We start from the raw sequence: 17817 nt of genomic DNA, 5'->3' as shown, positions 1-17817 counted from the left end.
CCTGCGCAGCAGGGGGGGAGAGGGGAGCGACGGTGCAGATCGGGGCGCCGGCTTTCATGAAGGTCACGCTACATCCGGAAGCGTCGCTCCCCTCTCCCGACCCCTGCTGACGCAGGGACCACCCTCCCCCGCAGAGGGGGGAGGGAGGAGGCGCCTGTGTCCGGTCGAGGTCCAAACTCGGCACCGATCCGTGCCCCTCTCCGGCCCTCCAAAGAACACCCCGCTCCCCCCGCTCCGGCAGATGGCTCGCCCGCGGTTCGAGCCGCAGCAGCGCCCGCCCGAGCCGCTGCGCCAGGGCGTCGGCCAGGAATCCGACCCCGTCGCCCGGGGCGGCCGCGCCGAGATCCGTCTGGCGGGCCGGCATGGCCCCCGTCACTGTCACGGTCAGCGTCACCGTCTCGAAGCCGAAGCCCGCATCGAGGGCGGCCCCCAGCCGGTCGAGACGCAGGGAGACCAGGGCCGCGACCCGCTCGGGGTCGCGCTCGGGGCGGGACAGGCCGAGATCGAGATCGCGGACCGCGCCGTCGACCCGATGGAGAGCAAGACGCATCGCGCAGGCGCCGCGCCCGTCCCGCTCCAGCCGGGGCGCGAGTTCCGCCATCAGGTCCCGGGCGGTCCGGACGATGTCCGATTGCCGGCCGATCGGGTCGAGGAAGCCGCGGGCGGCGGCGTAGTCGGCCGCCTCCGTCAGGGGTGTCAGCGGCTCGGGCCGGCGCGCCAGGGCCTGATCGAGCCGCAGCAGCAGCGCCGCCCCGAAGCGCCGGGCGAGCGAACCTCGGGGCAGGGCGTCGAGTTCACCAATCCGGCGGAGGCCGAGCCGCCTGAGGCCCGAGACCGTGCCGGGATCGAGGCGCAGGCCTTCCACGGGCAGGGATCGCAGCGCCTCGGCGGCCCCGCCCGGCGGCACGACGATCCGGTCGGTCGCGCCGTGTCGGGCCAGCGCGAAGGCGCCGCCGGGGGTGTCGCCCAGCGCGATCCGCGCCGGGATCTTCGACCGCGCGAGGCGTCCGGCGAGGTCGGCGACGAGGCTCGCCTCGCCGCCGCACAGGTGGCTCGCCCCGGCAACGTCGATGTAGAGCCCGTCCGAAGCCTCGGCCGGCCCGAACGGCGCCACGAGGGGCGCGTAGCGGTAAGCCCATCGGCAGAGGCGCAGCAGGGCGTCCCGGTCGGCATCCCGGTCGGCGGGATAGACTTGGAGCGGCACACCGATCCGCGCCCGGACCCGGCCGAGGGGCTCGCCGGGCCGCAAACCGAGGGCGAGGGCCTCCGGGTCGAGGGCCACGAGCCGCAGGCCGCCCGGCCCCTCGGCCGCCACCGCCTGCGGGCCGCCCTCAGGCGCGAGACCGGCCCGCCGCAGCCGCGTCACCGGCCAGTGGCTCAAGCAGATGCAGACGATGCGCGGCATGGTCCCACTCCAGAAGCCAGTCGCCGCCCCGCCCGTTGCGGCAGCGTTCGAGCCGCGCCCGCCAGCGCGGCCTGTCGAGGGTGCCGAACCGGTCCCGGGATGCGGGCGCGGGGGCGATCCGCCAGCGGGTAGCGGCTCCGTTGGGCATCCCGGCCTCCGCGGGCCGCAGGATCAGCAGGAGCGGCGGGTCCGGGCCTTCCGCGGCGAGTTGCAGGCGCCGGCCCGGCTTCAGCGGCATCCCGTCCCGCAGCAGGCCGATGAGAGTCGTGAGCGCACGGGCGTGCAGGGCCGCTTCCAGCGCGCGAAACACCTCCGCATCGCTGCCGGCCTCCAGCAGCAGCAGGCGGGTGGGATCGAGGCCGAGGCCGGCGAGGCCATGGCCGTAGGGCAGCGGCTGGCCCGGTGCGGCCACGATCAGCGTCGCGCCGGGCTGCCCGGCGAGGTGACGGGCACAGAGCGCCAGGGCGAAGCCGAGGGCCGCGATCGTGTCCGCGGGCGTCGCCGGCGCGATCTCGTGGGGCGGCCCGAGCACGAGGCCGCCGCCGGGCAGGTGAGCATCGAGGGCGGGCAGGCCGAGCGGCAGGACCGGGCGCGGATCCCGGCCACCGTCTTGCGGCGCGAGCCGTACCCGCAGGGCGGCCAGCCGTTCCTGGCGTAACCCGCGTGCGGGGTCCCGGTCGGTCTCGTCCGCAGGGTCCAGCCCCATCTCCGTCGGCTCCAGTCATGCCGGACGATAAGAACATAACAAGAACATGCACAAACGGTTTCGGCGGGACTCCTGAATCTCGCATCAAGGCAGCAGCTTGGCCTGTGGACAGGTGTGGACACCTGTGGAGTCAGCCGCTCCCACCGGTTTCAACGGCCCCGGTTGACCGCAATCGCAGGGCGAGCCCACAAGGCGGCTGCCGCGTGCCTGACGCGGCCGATACGGACCGCGCATGCGCTCAAGCCTCGCCCTCACGCTCCTGCTCGCCCTGTCGGGGGCGGCTTTGGCCCAGCAGCCGGCGGATCCGGGGGGCCGGGGCGTCTCTGCTCCGCGACGTCCGGCCCGTCCTCCACAAACGCCGAGCCAGCCGATCATGGTCTACGACGCCCGCATCGAGGCCGGCGACCTGCGGGTCTCGGGCTCGGTGCGCAAGCCCGGCGCCATCGTGGTGCTGGACGACGACATTTCGATACAGGCCGACCGACGGGGCCGGTTCGTCTTCCGGGTGCCCTACCGGCCCGCGACCTGCGTGGTGACGCTCAAATCCGAACCGGACGAACGCGAGGCGGTGGTGGCGAACTGCGCCCCCGAGGGACAGCCGGGCCCGCCCGGCCCCCAGGGCGCCGCAGGGCCGCCCGGTGAAACGGGCCCTAAGGGCGATCAAGGTCCCCAGGGCGAGGGGGGGCCCCGGGGCGAAGCCGGTCCCCAGGGTCCGGCTGGGCCGCAGGGCGCACCCGGCCCGAAGGGCGAACCGGGCGAGACAGGGATTTCTGGGCTCCAGGGCGCTCCGGGGCCGAGGGGTCAGTCTGGAACGCCAGGCGGCACAGGAGCGCGGGGTGAGGCCGGCGCCAGCGCCGTCCTGCGGCCGGTGCGCAAGTCCGACTGCGCGGGCGGCTGCACCGTGACCTGCGAGACCGGGGAGACGCTGGTTACCGCCCATTGCCTCAAGGCCGGCACGCCGACCTATGACGGGGAGGGCGCCGCCTGCCCGGCGGAGGCCACGGGAATCGTGGGCTTCTGCACGCGGCCGTAGGTCGCCGACATCAGCCGCCGGTCTCGGCCAGCCAGTCGAGCATCCCGGCGGCCGTCGCCCGGCCGCCCGCGATGGAGCCCTGGAGCAGGTAGCCACCGGTCGGCGCCTCCCAGTCCAGCATCTCGCCGGCCAGGAACAGGCCCGAACGGGCGCGCAGCATCGATCGCCCGTCGATTGCGTCGAGCCGGACCCCGCCCGCCGTCGAGATCGCCCGCTCGATCGGCGCCGGGGCGGTGAGAGCCAACGGCGCCGCCTTGATCAGCCCGGCGAGCGTCCCGGGATCGGCCGGGAGGGCGGCGCCGGCCGCCTCGCGCAGAAGGCCCGCCGCCACGGGCGGAAGCCCAGCAGCCTTGCGCAGCCGGGTCGCGACCGTATCGCCGGGCCGGGCACCGGACAGGCGGCGGGCGAGGGCGTCCCGGGTCAGGTCGGGGCGCAGGTCGAGGACGAGTTCGGCGCTCCCTCGGGCGGCGATCGCCTCGCGTAGGATGCGGGACAGGGCGTAGACCGCCCCGCCCTCGAGACCGGTTTGCGTGACCACGGCCTCGCCGCGCGCCGTGGCGCCGTCGCAGGCGAGCGCCACCCGCTTCAGCGGCGCGCCGGCGAAGCGCTGCCGGAACAGGTCGGACCACGCCACCGCGAAGCCGACATTGGCCGGGCGCAGCGGCGACACCGCCACGCCGAGCCCCTCGAGGAGCGGCACCCAGCGCCCGTCCGAGCCGAGCCGCGGCCAGCTCGCCCCGCCGAGCGCCAGAAGTGTTGCCCGGGGCCGGATTTCGAGGGGGCCGTCCGGGGCCTCGATCGTCAGCGCCGCGCCCAGGGCCGTGAGCCGGTGCCGGGTCCGGATCCGGACGCCGAGGCGGTCGAGCCGCGCGAGCCAGCCCCGCAGCAGGGGCGAGGCCTTGAAGCTCTGCGGGAAGACGCGCCCGCTCGATCCGACGAAGGTCGGCTCGCCGAGGTCCGCGCACCAGTCCCGCAGGGCCTCGGGCGGGAAAGCCGCGATGGCGGCGTCGAGATACCCTTGCGGATGGTAGCGGCCGAGGAAGTCCGCCCGCGCCTCGCTGTGGGTGATGTTGAGGCCACCCCGCCCGGCGATCAGCAGCTTGCGGGCGACTGAGGGCATCCGCTCGTAGACCGTGACGGCGCGGCCGGCCTCGCCCAGCACCTCGGCCGCTGCGAGCCCGGCAGGCCCGCCGCCCACGATGGCGATTTCGTCCCTGTCCTGCGGCATCCGTCGGGAGAGCGGCAGGCGGCCCCGTCCTGTCAAGGGCAGGTCGAGTTGGGCAGGTCGGGTTGGGCGGGCCGGGTTGGGCAGACTGAGCTCGAGCCGCGTCGGGACCCGGACCTGCAGAAAAAAATTCTCCTCCGTCCTCGAAGCTGCCGCGATCGACGCGCCAGGCTCGGCCGAGCTACCCCGAACCGCAGAGGCTCAGACACGTGGCCAGCCCCGTCGCCATCACCGGGACCCCGAGCATCCCCGCCCCACAGGCCCAGCTCGGCTCCGGCGAGATCCGCGCGATCGTCTACGGCCTGATGACCGCGATGCTGCTCGCCGCCCTGGACCAGACCATCGTGGCGACCGCGATGCCGACCATCGGGCTGGCTTTGGGCGACGCGGCCAATCTCCCCTGGATCGTCACCGCCTACCTGCTGGCCTCCACGGCGGTGACGCCGCTCTACGGCAAACTCTCCGACATCCACGGCCGGCGGATCATGCTGCTGATCGCCATCGCGACCTTCGTGATCGGATCGCTCGCCTGCGCGCTGGCCCCCACGATGGTGACGCTGGCGCTGGCCCGGGGCCTCCAGGGCATCGGCGGCGGCGGGCTGATCGCGCTCGCCCAGATCATCCTGGCCGACATCATGTCGCCCAAGGAACGGGCGCGCTATCAGGTTATCATCGCGGGGGTGTTCGTGACGGCTTCGGTGGCGGGGCCGCTGCTCGGGGGGTTCTTCGCCCAGCACCTGCACTGGTCGCTGATCTTCTGGATCAATCTGCCAATCGGCGTCCTCGCTTTCGTGCTGACCAACGCCAACCTGAAGCGGCTGCCGCGCCACGACCGCCGGCATCGGCTCGACTGGCCCGGGGCCGCTCTGATGGTCGCGGGCTCGATCACCCTGTTGCTCGCCCTGAGCTGGGGCGGCGTGCGCTATCCCTGGGGCTCGGCGCCGGTGCTGGGCCTCCTCGCCCTGGCCCTGGTGCTCTGCGGCGGCTTCGCAGCCCGGCTCGCCACGGCGGCAGAGCCGCTGATCCCCACCGAGGTGCTGCGCAACCAAGTGGTCTACAGCGCGACACTGTCGGCCTGCTTCGCCATGGGCACCTTCATCGGGCTGACCATCTACGTGCCGATCTTCCTTGAAGGGGTGATCGGCCTCTCGGCGAGCGAGTCCGGCGTCGCGCTGGTGCCGCTGATGGTCGGTACCGTGACGGGCGCGACCCTGTCGGGCCGGTCGATGATCTATTTCCGGCACTACAAGCGCCTGCCGCTTGCCATGATGAGCGTCAGCCTCGCCTGCTGCGCCGTCATCGCGTGGCAGGGGCGGGCGCTACCCTTCTGGTTGATGGAGGTGCTGTTCGCGCTGCTCTCCATGGGGATCGGGACGATCCTGCCGCTGTCGACCATCGCGATCCAGAACGCCGTGGCCCGCCATCAGCTCGGCATCGCCACCGCGGCGATGAATTTCTTCCGGTCGCTGGGCGGTGCGCTGATCGTGGCGGCGTTCGGCACGATCGTGCTCGGCGGCGCCACGGGCGGGGCCGGGGGCCATGACGTGGAGAGCCTGATCCGCGGCGCCGACCCGGCGCAGCTCGCCCTGACCTTTCGGTACGTGTTCGTGGCTGCCTGCCTGGGCCTGCTGGCGGCCTTCGGGTTCCTGGCGCTCATGGAGGAGCGCCCGCTTGGTGGGCAGGGAACGCCCAAGATGAGCGGCGCGCCGGAGACGTCGACCTGAGCGTCACACGCGGATACGCCTCAAGCGTGCTGGCCGCAGCCGCAGCCGAGCTCATGCGCGCCGCCGGGCCAGCGTGAAGCCCGGATCACGCTGCAGAAGTTGCCCCTGCGGAAGCTCGGGTCCTTGTCGGCGATCACGTCGGCCTTCACGTTGCCGAAGGTGGTGTCCGGCTTGTGCCGGATGCCGTCGTAGAAGGCCTGGATGATGTCCTCCTTGAAGTCCGGCGTGCGGGGATAAGCCGAGACGACCATCTCGCGCTCGGCATCGGAATACTGCCCGTAGGTCAGGCCCAGCACATCCATCTCGACACCGGCCGTCACCAGCGCAACCACCGGATGCATGTGGACCGGGATGCCGGGTGTGGTGTGGAGCGCGATGGCGGTCCAGACCGTAGTGACGTCCGCTTCCGGCACCCCGTGGGCCTTGAGGAAATCGCGAGCGGCATTGGCGCCGTCCACCTCGAAGCGCTCCGTGGCACTGCTGTGATCCGGCATCAGGCCGAGATCGTGGAACATAGCGCCCGCGTAGAGCAACTCTCGGTCGAAGGTCAGGCCGCGCTTGATCCCGGCGAGGGCACCGAACTGATAGACCCGGCTCGAATGGTTGAAGAGCAGCTCGGTCTCGCTGTCGCGGACGAATTCGGTGATCGCACGGGCCAGCGTGCTGTCGGGGAGGGCGGCTTCGGACCGGAAACTCATGGATGGGCTCCTTTGCGCTGAGGACCGCTTCGAGCTACGAGGCAGCCGGCTTGGCATCAATCGCCGTGAGACGACGATCTCTGCCAAGATGCTGGCACCGTCGGCCACGGAGTCCCCATGTCGCCCCGATCGATCGCGCTGCTCGCCCTGCCCGATGTCCAGCTCCTCGACGTGGCAGGGCCGCTCGATGTCTTCGCCGAGGCGAACGTGCAGAGCGGTCGCGCGGCCTACGGCCTCGCGCTCGTCGGGACGGAAGCCGGACCGATCACGACCTCGTCGGGCCGGCGCCTGCTGCCGGATCTGGTCGCCCCCGCAGATGTGGCCTTCGACACGCTCCTCGTCGCCGGCGCGCCGCGGATCCATGATGCGGCATTCGGGCCCGATCTCCTCGCGTGGCTCAGTCGAACGGCGGCGCGGTGCCGACGCTACGGCTCGGTCTGCAGCGGGGCCTTCCTTCTCGGGCAGGCCGGCCTCCTCGACGGCCGCCGGGTCACGACGCACTGGGCCGTCGCGGACAAGCTGGCCGCGCGCTACCCTCAGGCACGGGTCGAGCCCGACGCGATCTGCCTGTTCGACGGGAAGCTCCGGACCGCGGCCGGCGTCACGGCCGGGCTCGACCTCGCGCTGGCGCTCGTGGAGGAGGACGAGGGGCCCGAGATCGCCCGTCTCGTGGCGGCCCAGCTCGTGATGTTCTTCAAGCGCGGCGGGGGCCAAATGCAGTTCAGCCGCCGCGGCGTCAGCGCCCCTTCCGGCCGCTCGGCCCTCCAGGAGGTGCAGCGCTGGGTCGCCGCCCACCCGGCGGGAGATCACGGCGTCGATCAGCTCGCCGGGCGGGCCGGGATGAGCCCACGCCACTTCGCGCGCCTGTTCCGGGCCGAGACCGGCCTGACCCCGGCCGCCTATGTCGAGACCGTGCGGATCGAGGCCGGCCGCCGCCTCCTGGAGACGGACGGAATCGCCCTGAAGCAGGTCGCGGGGGCCTGCGGGTTCAAAGACGCCGACACCTTCCGACGCGCTTTCCAGCGGCGGGTCGGCACGACACCCGCGGAGTATCGGCGGCGGCAGGCCCGTGGCTAAGGCGCGTTGCCCTTGATTCGCCCGGATCACCGCTTAACTCGAACCCATCGGCTGCGGGCCCCTCTGGCGGGCGCTGTTCAGCGCCCGTGATGTCGGAGCCGATGCTTTCCTTTCGGAATCAGCATCAGGTCCCGCGTATGATGGACGTTCTCACCGTCGAATGGCTGGGCAAGCCGTTGTGGATGTGGCTCGGGTTCCACGTCCTGATCGCGTGCCTGCTCGCCTTCGATCTCGGTCTCCTGCACCGGGACAAGGAGCACGAGATCGGCGTCCGGGAGAGCCTCCTGCTCACCGGCTTCTACCTCGCCCTCGGCCTCGCCTTCGGCGGCTGGATCTGGTGGTATCTCGGGCCTCAGGCCGGCGAGGAATACGTCACCGGCCTCGTGGTCGAGAAGTCGCTGTCGATGGACAACGTCTTCGTCATCGCGATGATCCTTGCGGCACTCGGCATTCCCCGCGCCGCCCAGCACCGGGTCCTGCTCTGGGGCATCCTGGCGGCGGTGCTGTTGCGGGGCCTGATGATCGGGCTCGGCGCCGCCCTGGTGCATCAGGTGCACTGGGTGCTCTCGCTGTTCGCCGCCTTCCTGATCTATGCCGGCCTGAAGATCCTGTTCTCGGGGGCTGAGGATGAGGGCGACTTCCAGAACAGCGCCGTGGTGCGCTGGTTCAAGAAGACCTTCCGGGTCACGCCGGCCCTGCACGGCCAGCGCTTCGCGATCCGCAAGACCGATCCCAAGACCGGCAAGGTCGCCGTGTGGTTCACGCCGCTGGCGCTGGCCCTGGTGCTGGTCAACGGCGCCGACGTGATCTTCGCGGTCGACAGCGTGCCGGCGATCTTCGCGATCACCACCGACACCTTCGTGGTCTACACCTCCAACATCTTCGCGATCTTAGGCCTGCGCGCCCTCTACTTCGCGCTCGCCGCGATGGTGGACCGCTTCGCCTATCTCAAGACGGCGCTGGCCTTCATCCTGATCTTCATCGGCACCAAGATCGTGGTTGCCGACACGTTCGGGCTCATCACGGTCCAGCCGTGGGTCTCGCTGGTGGTGACGCTCACCTTCCTGGCGGCCGGCGTCGCCTACAGCCTGTGGCGGACCCGGACCGACGCGCCGAAGGCGGTGACGGGCCCGGCACCCCGAGAGGCGAACGCGCACCGGGCCTGACATCAGGTTTCGAAAGGACCGGGTCGTTTCGCGGGTCCAGGGCAGAGCCCAGGTATCCCGGCGACCATCAGCCCCGCGTCGGCAAGGCCGCGATGAGATCGCGCAGGGTGGTGATGGTCGAGGCGTCGGCCACGCCGTCCACCCGCGCCTGCCGGAAATGGCGCTGGAACGCAGTGACCACGGCCCGGGTGCGCGCGTCGAACAGGCCGGTGACCGGCAGATCGTAGCCGTAGAGGGCGAACATCGCCTGCAGCGCCTCGACGGGTTGGCCGGCATCGCCCTGGGCGAAAAAGCGGCCGTCCCGGAGGGTGCCAGGTGGCACGTGGTGGCCGATTCCTGCCGCCGCGAGCCGGTCCCAGGGGAAGGTCTCGCCCGGATCCTCCTTGCGCTCGGGTGCCACGTCGGAATGGGCGAGCACCCGCTCCGGCGGGATCGGCCATCGGCCGAGGATGTCCTGCGCCAATGCGATCACGGCTGCGACCTGCGCCTCCGGGTAGGGTGGTAGCCCACCAGCATGGCCGGGATGGACGATCTCGATACCGACGGAACAGGAGTTGATGTCGGTCTCACCCTTCCACGTGCCCGCACCCGCATGCCACGCTCGGCGCGCCTCCGGCACCAGCTGGACGATGCCGCCATCCTCGAACACGAGGTAATGGGCCGAGACCTCGCTCAGCGGGTCGCGCAACCGTGCCAGGGCAGCGGCTCCGCTCTCCATGCCGGTGTAGTGCAGGACCAGCATGTCGGGACGGCTGCCCCGGCGCTCGCCATGGTTCGGCGAAGGGGCGACGCGGCGGGCGAGGGGGCTGTCTGGGGTCAGCGTCATGGCGCGCTTGTGCCACGGTTCACGCCGGGAGGCACCGGACCGTCCGACCCTTGATGGCGATCCGGACGGCGCACCGGACCAGCATGCAGCATGTTCAGCGGATCCGACCCCGGCGCGTCCACCCTGTAGACCCCACGGCTCTTGAAGGGACTCCCAGCCGGCGCAAGCGGGCCCGGCCGGTCTCTGTGGGGAACTGGCCCTCGCCCGGCTCCGGACGATCCACGTTCTGCTCCAGCGCGTCGCAAGTAAAGCCATCCAGCCAATCGGGACTTTGCTGAGAGCCGACCACATACGGATTGTCATGGGACAATCGACCAGCCTTTCTGGCCTCGACGCCCTCTTGCCACTGAGCAGAATGTGTCGGTATAAATCATCTGCGGTTCGTCAAGACGCGGCGGATCGATGCGCTACACGTGCTTCGGTTCATCGCGCCAGATCGCAACACCGTCGATGCACCCGGTCAGAAGCCCGTCCGCGAACCCATCATCGCGTTGAAGGGCAGTTGCGCGGATCCAAAAGCCTGAAGACGGCGGACGCTCACCGCAGGCCTCGCTCCTCCACGATCCGATCGTACGCGGCGTTGATTGCCGCAAGCCGCCGCGTGGCGATCGCCACCGCCTCCGTGGGCAGGCCGCGGGCCAGCGCCCGGTCGGGATGATGCTCGGCCACGAGCGCCCGGTGGCGGGCCTTCAGGCCGGCATCGTCGGCGTCCCGGTCGAGGCCGAGGACGGCGTAGGGGTCGTCCGGCAGCCGCACGTGCCGGGCGGCGATGCGCCGGAACGCGGCCTCATCGAAGCCGAAGATGCTGGAGACGGCGCGGAGGTAGCGCTCCTCCGCCTCGTGGAGCGCCCCGTCGGCGCCCGCGATCTGGAACAGGCCATCGAGCACGTCCTCGAGCAGGGCCGGCTCGTCGCCGAAGGTCGTGGCGAGCTGGCGCGCATAGGCCTCGAAGCCGTTCGTGGTCTTCTTCGCCAGATCGAACAGGCGCTCGACGCCCGCACGCGCGGCGGGCTCCACCTGCACGACCCGGCCGAAGGCCTCGACCTCGGAGGGCAGCACAACGCCGTCGGACTTGGCCATCTTCGCGGCCAAAGCCACGAGGCCGGTGGTGAACACCACGTCGCGCGGGGTCCGGCCGAAGGGCGCGCCGACGCGGTCCAGCAGAAAATGGCCCGCGACACCCCCGACCAGCGCCCCGAGGGGACCACCGATCGCGAGGCCTAGGCCGGCGCCGCCGATCTTGCCCCACACGCCCTGAGATTCGGCCGCCGACGTCATAGGCGACCCGGTTCAGGGGCGAATCGTGGACACGGTGCGGTCATCGGAGGCGGCGTAGGTCCGGCACCGGGACGCCCCGGCTCAGCGCCGGAATAAACGCTCCTCAAGCCGTGCGGAAGGGCCGGGCCATAGCCCGGCCCCGCTTTGGCTCAGCGGCAGTAGATGTTGCCGTAGGCGTCGCGATAAGTGCCGTAGGGGCAGCGCGGCGCGGTCGAGGCGCCCACGATGGCGCCACCGGCACCGCCGATCGCCGCGCCGGCGAGCGCGCCGCCCGCGCGACCCGTCGCGGCTGCGCCGATCGCCGCGCCGGTGAGCGCACCGAGGCCGGCGCCGCCGAGCGCCCGGTCCTCGGGGGTGTTGCAGGCGCCGAGCGACAGGGCGGCGATGGTGGCGAGGGCGGCGGCAGTGAGCTTCTTCATGGTCCCCAGAACTCCCTTGTGCGTCCGGTCTGTGCAGCCGGTCCGGCCAATGGCCGTGATCGTGGCGGATCGCCCCGAGCTTAGCAGCAATGCAATCGCGACCCTACGGCTAAGGTTCCATCGGCGCGCGACCGGAGTTGCGCCCGGTTCCCGTCTCGCCCTATGCCTCACGCCTCAGACGGCCCCCTGACCGGGGGCCGCGGCACCATGTCGGAGGGTCCCATGCCCACAGCCACCACGATCGTCCGCCGGGCCGCGGTGCGCGCCGACCGCGTCGCCGACACCGTGAGCCTCGACCATGCAGGCCGGTCCGCGCTGCCCGAGACCCTGGTCGCCGAGGGCGGGCTCGATTTCACGGTGGCGCTCACGAAGGCCGCGGACCTCGACGACGGCGATGCGCTGCGCCTCGACGACGGTCGCCTCGTGGCGGTGCGGGCCGCCGCGCAGGATCTGTTCGAGGTGCGCGCCGAGAATCCGGCCCGGCTGATGCGCCTCGCTTGGCAGCTCGGCAGCAGCCACGTGCCCGCCGAGATCGCCGCGGACGCGCTCTATGTCCCGGCGACCGCCGCCGCGGCCGAGTTGGTGCGGGGCCAGGGTTGCCTCGCCAGCCCGGTCTCGCGGCCCTTCCGACCTGAGCGCACGGCCCACGATCACAGCACCTGCGGGCACGATCACGGGCACGACCATCACGGGCACGATCATGGCCACGACCACCAGGACCATGATCATCACGTCCACGCCCACGAAACCCACGACCATGCGCATGACCACGGGCATGACCACGGCCACGTTCATGGCCCAGGCTGCGGACACGACCATTAGAGACAGGCCACCAGCGCGGACGAGGCGGCGGCGCGGGGCCGTCGCGGCGAAGCCACAGCGGCCGGGGACGGCGCCCGATCGTGCTCCGCCATTGCTCCGCGGGACGGACGAGGCGCCGCGTAAGCAGCAAATCCCACCCGCATGCCGAGGTCATTTTTCTAAATCGATGTCGATTTTACAGGACACAAAAATCGCGGTCCGATGCATGAATAACTGAATTTGACCCAGTAAAAATAGTTACATATCCAAATATCGCACAGATATTTAATGAATATGCTATGAAATGAACTGTTGCAGTTCAATCACAGCGCCCAGGATGGGCCATTGTTACATCCGCCTTAGGGTCTTCATCCTGGAACGGTTCCTATGAACAAGCTCATTGTCTCCGCGGCAGCCTTCGCAACCTTGACGGCTGCGGCCTCGGCTGCCGATCTGCCCCGCCGCGCGCTCCCGCCGGCGCCGATCCCCGTGCCGGTCTTCAAGTGGACGGGCACGTATTTCGGCGTCAACGCCGGCTACATCACGACGACCCAGGATACGGTGCGGACGGCGGGCGTCTTCCCGGGCAACGATGGCGTCCGCATCGGGAACCGTCCGGCCGCCCTCCCGCTGCCGCAGGACGGTTTCACCGGCGGTGGGCAGCTCGGCTATAATTATCAGTTCACCCCCGGCTCGGGCTTCGTGGTCGGCGTCGAGACCGACGCAAGCTATACGGACCTGAACCGCACCCGCCGCGTCGTCGGCCAGTTCGGCGGCATCAGCACCTATCGGCAGGCGGGCGACTTCCTGGGTACCGTGCGCGGCCGCGTCGGCTACGCCTTCGATCGCGTCCTGGTCTACGGAACCGGCGGCTTCGCCTACGCGTCCGTCAAGGACCGGGCCGCCTTCCAGACGCCTGCGGGCGAGCCGACCTTCTTCGGCAACCGTTCGCGCATCGATACCGGTTATGCGGCCGGCGGCGGCATCGAGTACGCTCTGCCGAGCGACTCCTTCGTGAATGTCGTCCACGGCAACGCCGTCACCGTGAAGGCCGAGGCGCTGTACTACAACCTCGGCAACAGCACGGTTCTGCTGCCGGCGATCGGGCGCGGCCAGGGCGCCTACGTCACGCGCTTCCAGAACGAGGGCGTGCTCGGTCGCGTTGGGTTGAACTACAAGTTCGGCAGCTGAGCTGCGTCGCGCTGGAGCGGAGATCGAGCCGGCTTCGTACCGCGATCCTCGAGTAGCCCGCACCGGGGCCGCCCAGCGCCGATCCGATCGAACGTCCCGAGACTCCGCGCCCGGGACGTTTCGCATGCGTGGATCCGGGCCGGCGGCCCCGGTTCAGAGGCGCTTCGGCACGGGTCGCCGGCAGTAGTCGCGCGCCTCCTCCGGCGCGAGGCCATCCTGCACCGAAACGCACTGGTCGAGCGTCAGTCCGATGCTGGCCGCGTAGGTCTCGTTCGGCGACAGCGCGTCGCGGGCGAGGTTGGCCAGGTAGATCAGAAAGGCCGCGACCGCGAGCAGCGCGGCCACGAGCAGGGCGCGGTTCAGCATCACGGCCGATCGCCATCGCCGGGCCACGGTCCGAAGCGGCCGGTCACGGGAAACCGACAAACAGGAGCGCCAGCGCGAGCAGCACGAGCCCCGCGCCGATCAGCACGCCCGCGATCCCGTCGGATCCGCGCCGCCCCGGGCGGCCGATCCGCATCACCGGTCGCGATCCGCAACCGGACGCCGCAGCGGGCTCATTGCAGCAACCCCCAGAGTCCGGTGGCCAGACCGAAGGTGAGCGAGAGCATCGCGGCCCCGAGCAGGACACGGTCGATCAGGCGGGCCGCACGATCCTCGGGCTGGAACTCAATCATCGTGGCGCCTCCTCGGTGCCGAGACTGGGGGGCGCCTGTTGCTGACCTGTGTCGGCATGCACGCCCTGCACACCCACCGCGACATCGGCGGATCGGGCGCGGCGACGCGGTTCGGAACACCCCCTGTCGCCATCCGGTTGGACCGGCATTCAACCGGAGACGATACGTGACCACGGACCCACGACAAAAATATCCCCGCCCGCCCTTCCCGGCGCAGCCGCAGAGCTTCCCCGGCAAGACCGGCCGCATGGAGCCTGAGCCCGATCACGGGGAGCAGAGCTACAAAGGTTCGGGCAAGCTCACCGGCCGTGTGGCGCTGATCACCGGCGGCGACAGCGGCATCGGCCGTGCGGTCGCGATCGCGTTCGCCCGGGAGGGGGCGGATGTCGCGATCTCCTACCTGCCGGAGGAGCAGGCGGATGCGGAGGCGGTGAGCCAGTGGATCGAGAAGGCGGGCCGGCGTGCGCTGCTGCTGCCCGGCGATCTTAAGGACCCCGCCTACGGGCGCCAGATCGTCGCCCGCACGGTAGAGACATTCGGACGCCTGGACGTGCTGGTCAACAATGGCGCGTTCCAGCAGCCGAACCAGGATCTCGACAGCATCGAGGATACGATCTTCGAGGATCATTTCCGCACGAACGTGTTCGGGCCGTTCTACGTGACCAAGGCGGCACTCCCCCACATGAAGCCCGGCGCCTCGGTGATCTTCACCTCCTCGGTCAACTCGAAGCACCCGATGCCGACGCTCATGGCCTACAGCGCCACCAAGGGTGCTCTGAGCAACATGGTGCTGAGCCTCGCGCAGCTGCTGGCCGAGAAGGGCGTGCGCGTGAACGGCGTGCTGCCGGGGCCGATCTGGACCCCGTTCATCCCGTCCGGGATGAGCCAGGATGCGGTGACGTCGTTCGGCAGCCAAGTGCCGTTCGGCCGCCCCGGTCAGCCGGCCGAGCTCGCCTCGGCCTACGTGATGCTGGCCTCGGACGAGAGCAGCTACACCTCGGGGGCGCTCGTCACTGTGGCGGGGGCGATGCCGGTTCTGTGACACCGCCGGCCGGCGGGATCCCACAGGGCACACAGCCCTTTTGAGACTTTGGTTTTCCAGAGAGCGGCAAGTCTCGTGTGACCCGCCGCGGCCTCTCGGTGGCCTTGGCGGTCTGTCCGGCCAGCCGTTCAACTCGGCGACTACCACGGCGAGACCGCGGCCCGCTTCGCCCGCTCGCGCCGCCTCGATGGTGGCGTTAGAGCGCGAAAGCGATGATCCGCTGCATCGGCAGCGACGACCGTTGACGGATCGCGCCCCAAGGTCGGATCCTCGACCTTCGCCTGGGCGAGGGCGCCACGCGCGTCGAGTTCCGCCTCGGGCTTCTTGATCCAGGCCGCAACCGTGGCACGCTGGTCAAAGATCCGGGCCTCGCGGTGAACGACGCCGTCCCTTTTGATGACGATCTGGGCGTGATAGCCCGTCGTCCCGTTCTGCCTCACACGCTCGACGATGGTTCCCATCGCGCGCGCGCGCGGTGGTACAGCATGGGGGCGAGCGGCTACAGCATTGCTGTACTCCGATCAATCCGAGGCCCGATGAGGTACGTCGAGCCCCGACGAGGTACAGCACGAGAGCGACGGCAAGTGGTTGGCGGACCGGAAGAACCCAGAACTCTCAATGGATGGCGCTTCTCCGTCGCCCCGATGATGGATTGGACGGATCGCCATTGCCGCGCGTTCCATCGGACGCTCTCGGCCCGCGCGCGGCTCTACACCGAGATGGTGACCACCGGCGCCGTTCTGCACGGGCCGCTTGAGCGCCTGCTCGGCTTCTCGGCGGTGGAGCATCCGGTTGCCGTTCAGCTCGGCGGATCGGCCCCGGCGGAGCTGGCGCAGGCGGCGCGGATCGCCGCGGAGTTCGGCTATGACGAGGTGAACCTCAACGTCGGATGCCCCTCGGACCGGGTTCAAGAGGGCCGCTTCGGCGCCTGCCTGATGCGCGAGCCGGCCCTGGTGGGCGACTGCGTCGCCGCCATGAAAGCGGCGGTCGCCGTACCGGTGACTGTGAAGTGCCGGATCGGCGTCGACGATCAGGATCCCGAGACAGCCCTCGACACCCTGGCCGACGCCGTGGTCGCGGCGGGCGTCGACGGGCTGATCGTCCACGCCCGCAAGGCTTGGCTCCAGGGTCTCTCGCCCAAGGAGAACCGAGATGTGCCGCCCCTCGATTACGGCCGGGCGACGCGGCTGAAGCAACGGCTTCCCCGCCTGCCGATCGCGGTCAACGGCGGCCTGCGCGATCTGGACGCCGTGCAGGCGCGCCTAGCGGAGGTCGACGGCGTCATGGTCGGGCGCGCCGCCTATTCCGAGCCGGCGCTGCTGCTCGGCGTCGATCCAGACGTGTTCGGCGTGCCCGCGCCGGCAGCCGATGCCTTCGCGGCGATCGAAGCCTTCGAGCCCTACGTGGCCGGAATCCTCGCTCAGGGCGAGCGCCTGCACGCGGTGACCCGGCACATGTTGGGGCTGTTCAATGGACGGCCCGGCGCCCGGGCCTACCGGCGTCACCTCTCGACCCACGGCATGCGGCCCGACGCCGGTCTCGCCACCCTGCGGGAGGCCGTCGCACTCGTCTCCCGGGCGGCGCCCGAGGCGCGGGCCGCCTGAGCGACGGGCCTTACGGCGGGCTCAGGATCAAGCGGTCGCCGCGGACCTCGTAGCCCGAGAGGCGCGTCAGGAAGGTCTGGCCGAGGAGATTGGCCGACAGTGCGCCGGGCTTGGCCACCATGGCATTCACCCGCCGCTCGGTGATTGTGCCGACGCCGAGGGAGTCGAGCTGAACGGGCGCCGCATAGGTGAGGCCGTTGGCGGTGGAGACGCGGGCCGTGAACTGGGAGGCCGCGGGCGTGAGGCCGAGCGCGGCGGCGTTCTCGGCGGTCAGGACGACGCTGCTTGCGCCCGTGTCGAACAGGAACGGCTGCGGGCGGCCGTTGACCTCCGCTTCGACCCGGAAGTCGCCGTCGGCCCGCCGGACGATCGTGACGGTGCCGTCGGCGCGTGTGGTCGCGGTTCCGGGCCGCACTGCGCCGAGCACCCGGGAACTGATGCCCTGGATCCGGTCGCGCTCGCTGTAACCGATCACGAGGGCGAGGCCGATGAGCGCCCAGGCGAGCAGCGCCCGCAGGTTCGCGCCGAGTTGGGCCGTGAACTGCCGCCAGAACCCGGCCACCACCAGGATCAGGATCATCCCCGTCCAGGCGAGGCTGGCGAGTTGATCGGGCCCGATCAAGCCGCCGACGCTGTCGCTACCGTCGCTGAGAACCAGGGCGACGAGGATCAGCGCGACCGCGCCGAGCCCGAGATAGATCATGACGGCAGTGCCCCCTCCGGCGGGATCAGGTCAGCCGCGCGCATCCGGGCCTCCAGCCCGGCCATGACGGTGCGGCGCTGGACCTCCGACATCCCGCCCCAGGCGGCGATCTCGGCGCGGGTTCGGCCACAGCCGCAACAGAGGCCGGTCGCAGCGTCGAGCACGCAGACCTGGGTGCAGGGCGAGGAGGGTTTTGGCGCGGGCGGCATCGAAAAACCTTGGCGGGCTGATCGTGGCCGGGT

18 protein-coding genes and 1 pseudogene are annotated in these 17817 nt (G+C 70.8%); 8 read left to right on the top strand and 11 right to left on the bottom strand.

The features are described from left to right. Positions 1-1405: Y-family DNA polymerase (locus MKK63_RS31565; protein ID WP_244008399.1), on the bottom strand; the 1405-nt coding region annotated here is incomplete at its 3' end. After that, positions 1332-2111, bottom strand: a complete 780-nt coding sequence (locus MKK63_RS31560; protein ID WP_244008398.1) for an ImuA family protein — start codon at positions 2109-2111, stop codon at positions 1332-1334. The genes MKK63_RS31560 and MKK63_RS31565, both read right to left, overlap by 74 nt. Positions 2112-2343: 232 nt before the next feature. Here MKK63_RS31560 and MKK63_RS31555 point away from each other — a divergent pair, with 232 nt between their 5' ends. After that, positions 2344-3144: a collagen-like protein gene (locus MKK63_RS31555; protein WP_244008397.1), complete on the top strand. Its 801-nt coding sequence runs from the start codon at positions 2344-2346 to the stop codon at positions 3142-3144. Between the two features lie 10 nt (positions 3145-3154). Here the strand turns inward: MKK63_RS31555 and MKK63_RS31550 are convergent, their stop codons facing one another. Further along, positions 3155-4372, bottom strand: a complete 1218-nt coding sequence (locus tag MKK63_RS31550; protein ID WP_244008405.1) for a TIGR03862 family flavoprotein — start codon at positions 4370-4372, stop codon at positions 3155-3157. 206 nt (positions 4373-4578) lie between these two features. Between MKK63_RS31550 and MKK63_RS31545 the strand changes: the two genes are divergently transcribed. Next, positions 4579-6093, top strand: coding sequence for an MDR family MFS transporter (locus tag MKK63_RS31545; protein WP_244008396.1), 1515 nt, complete (start codon positions 4579-4581; stop codon positions 6091-6093). Positions 6094-6113: 20 nt separating this feature from the next. On the opposite strand, the gene MKK63_RS31540 is transcribed toward MKK63_RS31545, so the two are convergent. Further along, a complete protein-coding gene (locus tag MKK63_RS31540) occupies positions 6114-6791 on the bottom strand; it encodes an HD domain-containing protein (protein WP_244008395.1) in 678 nt (225 codons plus the stop codon). 117 nt (positions 6792-6908) lie between these two features. On the opposite strand from MKK63_RS31540, the gene MKK63_RS31535 reads away from it, so the two are divergent. Then, on the top strand, positions 6909-7868 hold the full coding sequence (locus tag MKK63_RS31535) for a GlxA family transcriptional regulator (protein WP_244008394.1): 960 nt from the start codon (positions 6909-6911) through the stop codon (positions 7866-7868). A 137-nt stretch (positions 7869-8005) separates the two neighbouring features. Beyond that, a complete protein-coding gene (locus tag MKK63_RS31530; RefSeq protein ID WP_244008393.1) occupies positions 8006-9034 on the top strand; it encodes a TerC family protein in 1029 nt (342 codons plus the stop codon). A 67-nt stretch (positions 9035-9101) separates the two neighbouring features. Here the strand turns inward: MKK63_RS31530 and MKK63_RS31525 are convergent, their stop codons facing one another. The 3 genes from MKK63_RS31525 to MKK63_RS31515 form a co-directional block, all read right to left on the bottom strand. Beyond that, positions 9102-9860: an N-acetylmuramoyl-L-alanine amidase gene (locus MKK63_RS31525; protein ID WP_244008392.1), complete on the bottom strand. Its 759-nt coding sequence runs from the start codon at positions 9858-9860 to the stop codon at positions 9102-9104. 537 nt (positions 9861-10397) lie between these two features. Next, positions 10398-11138 carry a TerB family tellurite resistance protein gene (locus tag MKK63_RS31520; protein WP_244008391.1) on the bottom strand — a complete coding sequence of 247 codons (741 nt, stop codon included), beginning with the start codon at positions 11136-11138 and terminating at the stop codon, positions 10398-10400. 149 nt (positions 11139-11287) lie between these two features. Further along, on the bottom strand, positions 11288-11557 hold the full coding sequence (locus MKK63_RS31515; RefSeq protein WP_007560631.1) for a hypothetical protein: 270 nt from the start codon (positions 11555-11557) through the stop codon (positions 11288-11290). A 222-nt stretch (positions 11558-11779) separates the two neighbouring features. Here MKK63_RS31515 and MKK63_RS31510 point away from each other — a divergent pair, with 222 nt between their 5' ends. Next, entirely contained in the window at positions 11780-12379 is a 600-nt protein-coding gene (locus tag MKK63_RS31510) for an urease accessory protein UreE (RefSeq protein ID WP_244008390.1), read from the top strand. A gap of 366 nt (positions 12380-12745) precedes the next feature. After that, positions 12746-13549, top strand: coding sequence for an outer membrane protein (locus MKK63_RS31505; RefSeq protein ID WP_244008389.1), 804 nt, complete (start codon positions 12746-12748; stop codon positions 13547-13549). Between the two features lie 153 nt (positions 13550-13702). Here MKK63_RS31505 and MKK63_RS31500 read toward each other — a convergent pair whose 3' ends face one another. Beyond that, positions 13703-13915: a hypothetical protein gene (locus MKK63_RS31500; RefSeq protein WP_244008404.1), complete on the bottom strand. Its 213-nt coding sequence runs from the start codon at positions 13913-13915 to the stop codon at positions 13703-13705. A gap of 477 nt (positions 13916-14392) precedes the next feature. Between MKK63_RS31500 and MKK63_RS31495 the strand changes: the two genes are divergently transcribed. Beyond that, on the top strand, positions 14393-15268 hold the full coding sequence (locus tag MKK63_RS31495; RefSeq protein WP_244008388.1) for an SDR family oxidoreductase: 876 nt from the start codon (positions 14393-14395) through the stop codon (positions 15266-15268). A 94-nt stretch (positions 15269-15362) separates the two neighbouring features. On the opposite strand, the pseudogene MKK63_RS32325 reads toward MKK63_RS31495, so the two are convergent. Beyond that, positions 15363-15472, bottom strand: a pseudogene (locus MKK63_RS32325) (methyl-accepting chemotaxis protein); the annotation flags it as partial. 332 nt (positions 15473-15804) lie between these two features. Between MKK63_RS32325 and dusA the strand changes: the two are divergent. After that, positions 15805-16872: a tRNA dihydrouridine(20/20a) synthase DusA gene (gene dusA, locus MKK63_RS31485; RefSeq protein ID WP_409564584.1), complete on the top strand. Its 1068-nt coding sequence runs from the start codon at positions 15805-15807 to the stop codon at positions 16870-16872. A gap of 10 nt (positions 16873-16882) precedes the next feature. Here dusA and MKK63_RS31480 read toward each other — a convergent pair whose 3' ends face one another. Both MKK63_RS31480 and MKK63_RS31475 read right to left on the bottom strand, forming a co-directional pair. Further along, a complete protein-coding gene (locus MKK63_RS31480; protein ID WP_244008385.1) occupies positions 16883-17575 on the bottom strand; it encodes a TIGR02281 family clan AA aspartic protease in 693 nt (230 codons plus the stop codon). Next, positions 17572-17784, bottom strand: a complete 213-nt coding sequence (locus MKK63_RS31475; RefSeq protein ID WP_244008384.1) for a DUF1289 domain-containing protein — start codon at positions 17782-17784, stop codon at positions 17572-17574. The genes MKK63_RS31480 and MKK63_RS31475 overlap by 4 nt, the downstream gene beginning before the upstream one ends. Between the last annotated feature and the right edge of the window lie 33 nt (positions 17785-17817).

Origin of the sequence: Methylobacterium sp. J-088 (genome assembly GCF_022829295.1) — a bacterium.
Taxonomy (GTDB): Bacteria; Pseudomonadota; Alphaproteobacteria; order Rhizobiales; family Beijerinckiaceae; genus Methylobacterium.
Note: the sequence above shows the minus strand (reverse complement) of the source record. Positions and strands in the feature narration are given on the sequence as shown.

Excerpts from the sequence above, each read along its gene's own strand:
- MKK63_RS31560 (WP_244008398.1), bottom strand. The coding sequence starts at position 2,111 with ATGGGGCTGGACCCTGCGGACGAGACCGACCGGGACCCCGCACGCGGG.
- MKK63_RS31555 (WP_244008397.1), top strand. The coding sequence starts at position 2,344 with ATGCGCTCAAGCCTCGCCCTCACGCTCCTGCTCGCCCTGTCGGGGGCG.
- MKK63_RS31550 (WP_244008405.1), bottom strand. The coding sequence starts at position 4,372 with ATGCCGCAGGACAGGGACGAAATCGCCATCGTGGGCGGCGGGCCTGCC.
- MKK63_RS31540 (WP_244008395.1), bottom strand. The coding sequence starts at position 6,791 with ATGAGTTTCCGGTCCGAAGCCGCCCTCCCCGACAGCACGCTGGCCCGT.
- MKK63_RS31535 (WP_244008394.1), top strand. The coding sequence starts at position 6,909 with ATGTCGCCCCGATCGATCGCGCTGCTCGCCCTGCCCGATGTCCAGCTC.
- MKK63_RS31530 (WP_244008393.1), top strand. The coding sequence starts at position 8,006 with ATGATGGACGTTCTCACCGTCGAATGGCTGGGCAAGCCGTTGTGGATG.
- MKK63_RS31525 (WP_244008392.1), bottom strand. The coding sequence starts at position 9,860 with ATGACGCTGACCCCAGACAGCCCCCTCGCCCGCCGCGTCGCCCCTTCG.
- MKK63_RS31520 (WP_244008391.1), bottom strand. The coding sequence starts at position 11,138 with ATGACGTCGGCGGCCGAATCTCAGGGCGTGTGGGGCAAGATCGGCGGC.
- MKK63_RS31515 (WP_007560631.1), bottom strand. The coding sequence starts at position 11,557 with ATGAAGAAGCTCACTGCCGCCGCCCTCGCCACCATCGCCGCCCTGTCG.
- MKK63_RS31510 (WP_244008390.1), top strand. The coding sequence starts at position 11,780 with ATGCCCACAGCCACCACGATCGTCCGCCGGGCCGCGGTGCGCGCCGAC.
- MKK63_RS31505 (WP_244008389.1), top strand. The coding sequence starts at position 12,746 with ATGAACAAGCTCATTGTCTCCGCGGCAGCCTTCGCAACCTTGACGGCT.
- MKK63_RS31500 (WP_244008404.1), bottom strand. The coding sequence starts at position 13,915 with ATGCTGAACCGCGCCCTGCTCGTGGCCGCGCTGCTCGCGGTCGCGGCC.
- dusA (WP_409564584.1), top strand. The coding sequence starts at position 15,805 with ATGAGGTACGTCGAGCCCCGACGAGGTACAGCACGAGAGCGACGGCAA.
- MKK63_RS31480 (WP_244008385.1), bottom strand. The coding sequence starts at position 17,575 with ATGATCTATCTCGGGCTCGGCGCGGTCGCGCTGATCCTCGTCGCCCTG.
- MKK63_RS31475 (WP_244008384.1), bottom strand. The coding sequence starts at position 17,784 with ATGCCGCCCGCGCCAAAACCCTCCTCGCCCTGCACCCAGGTCTGCGTG.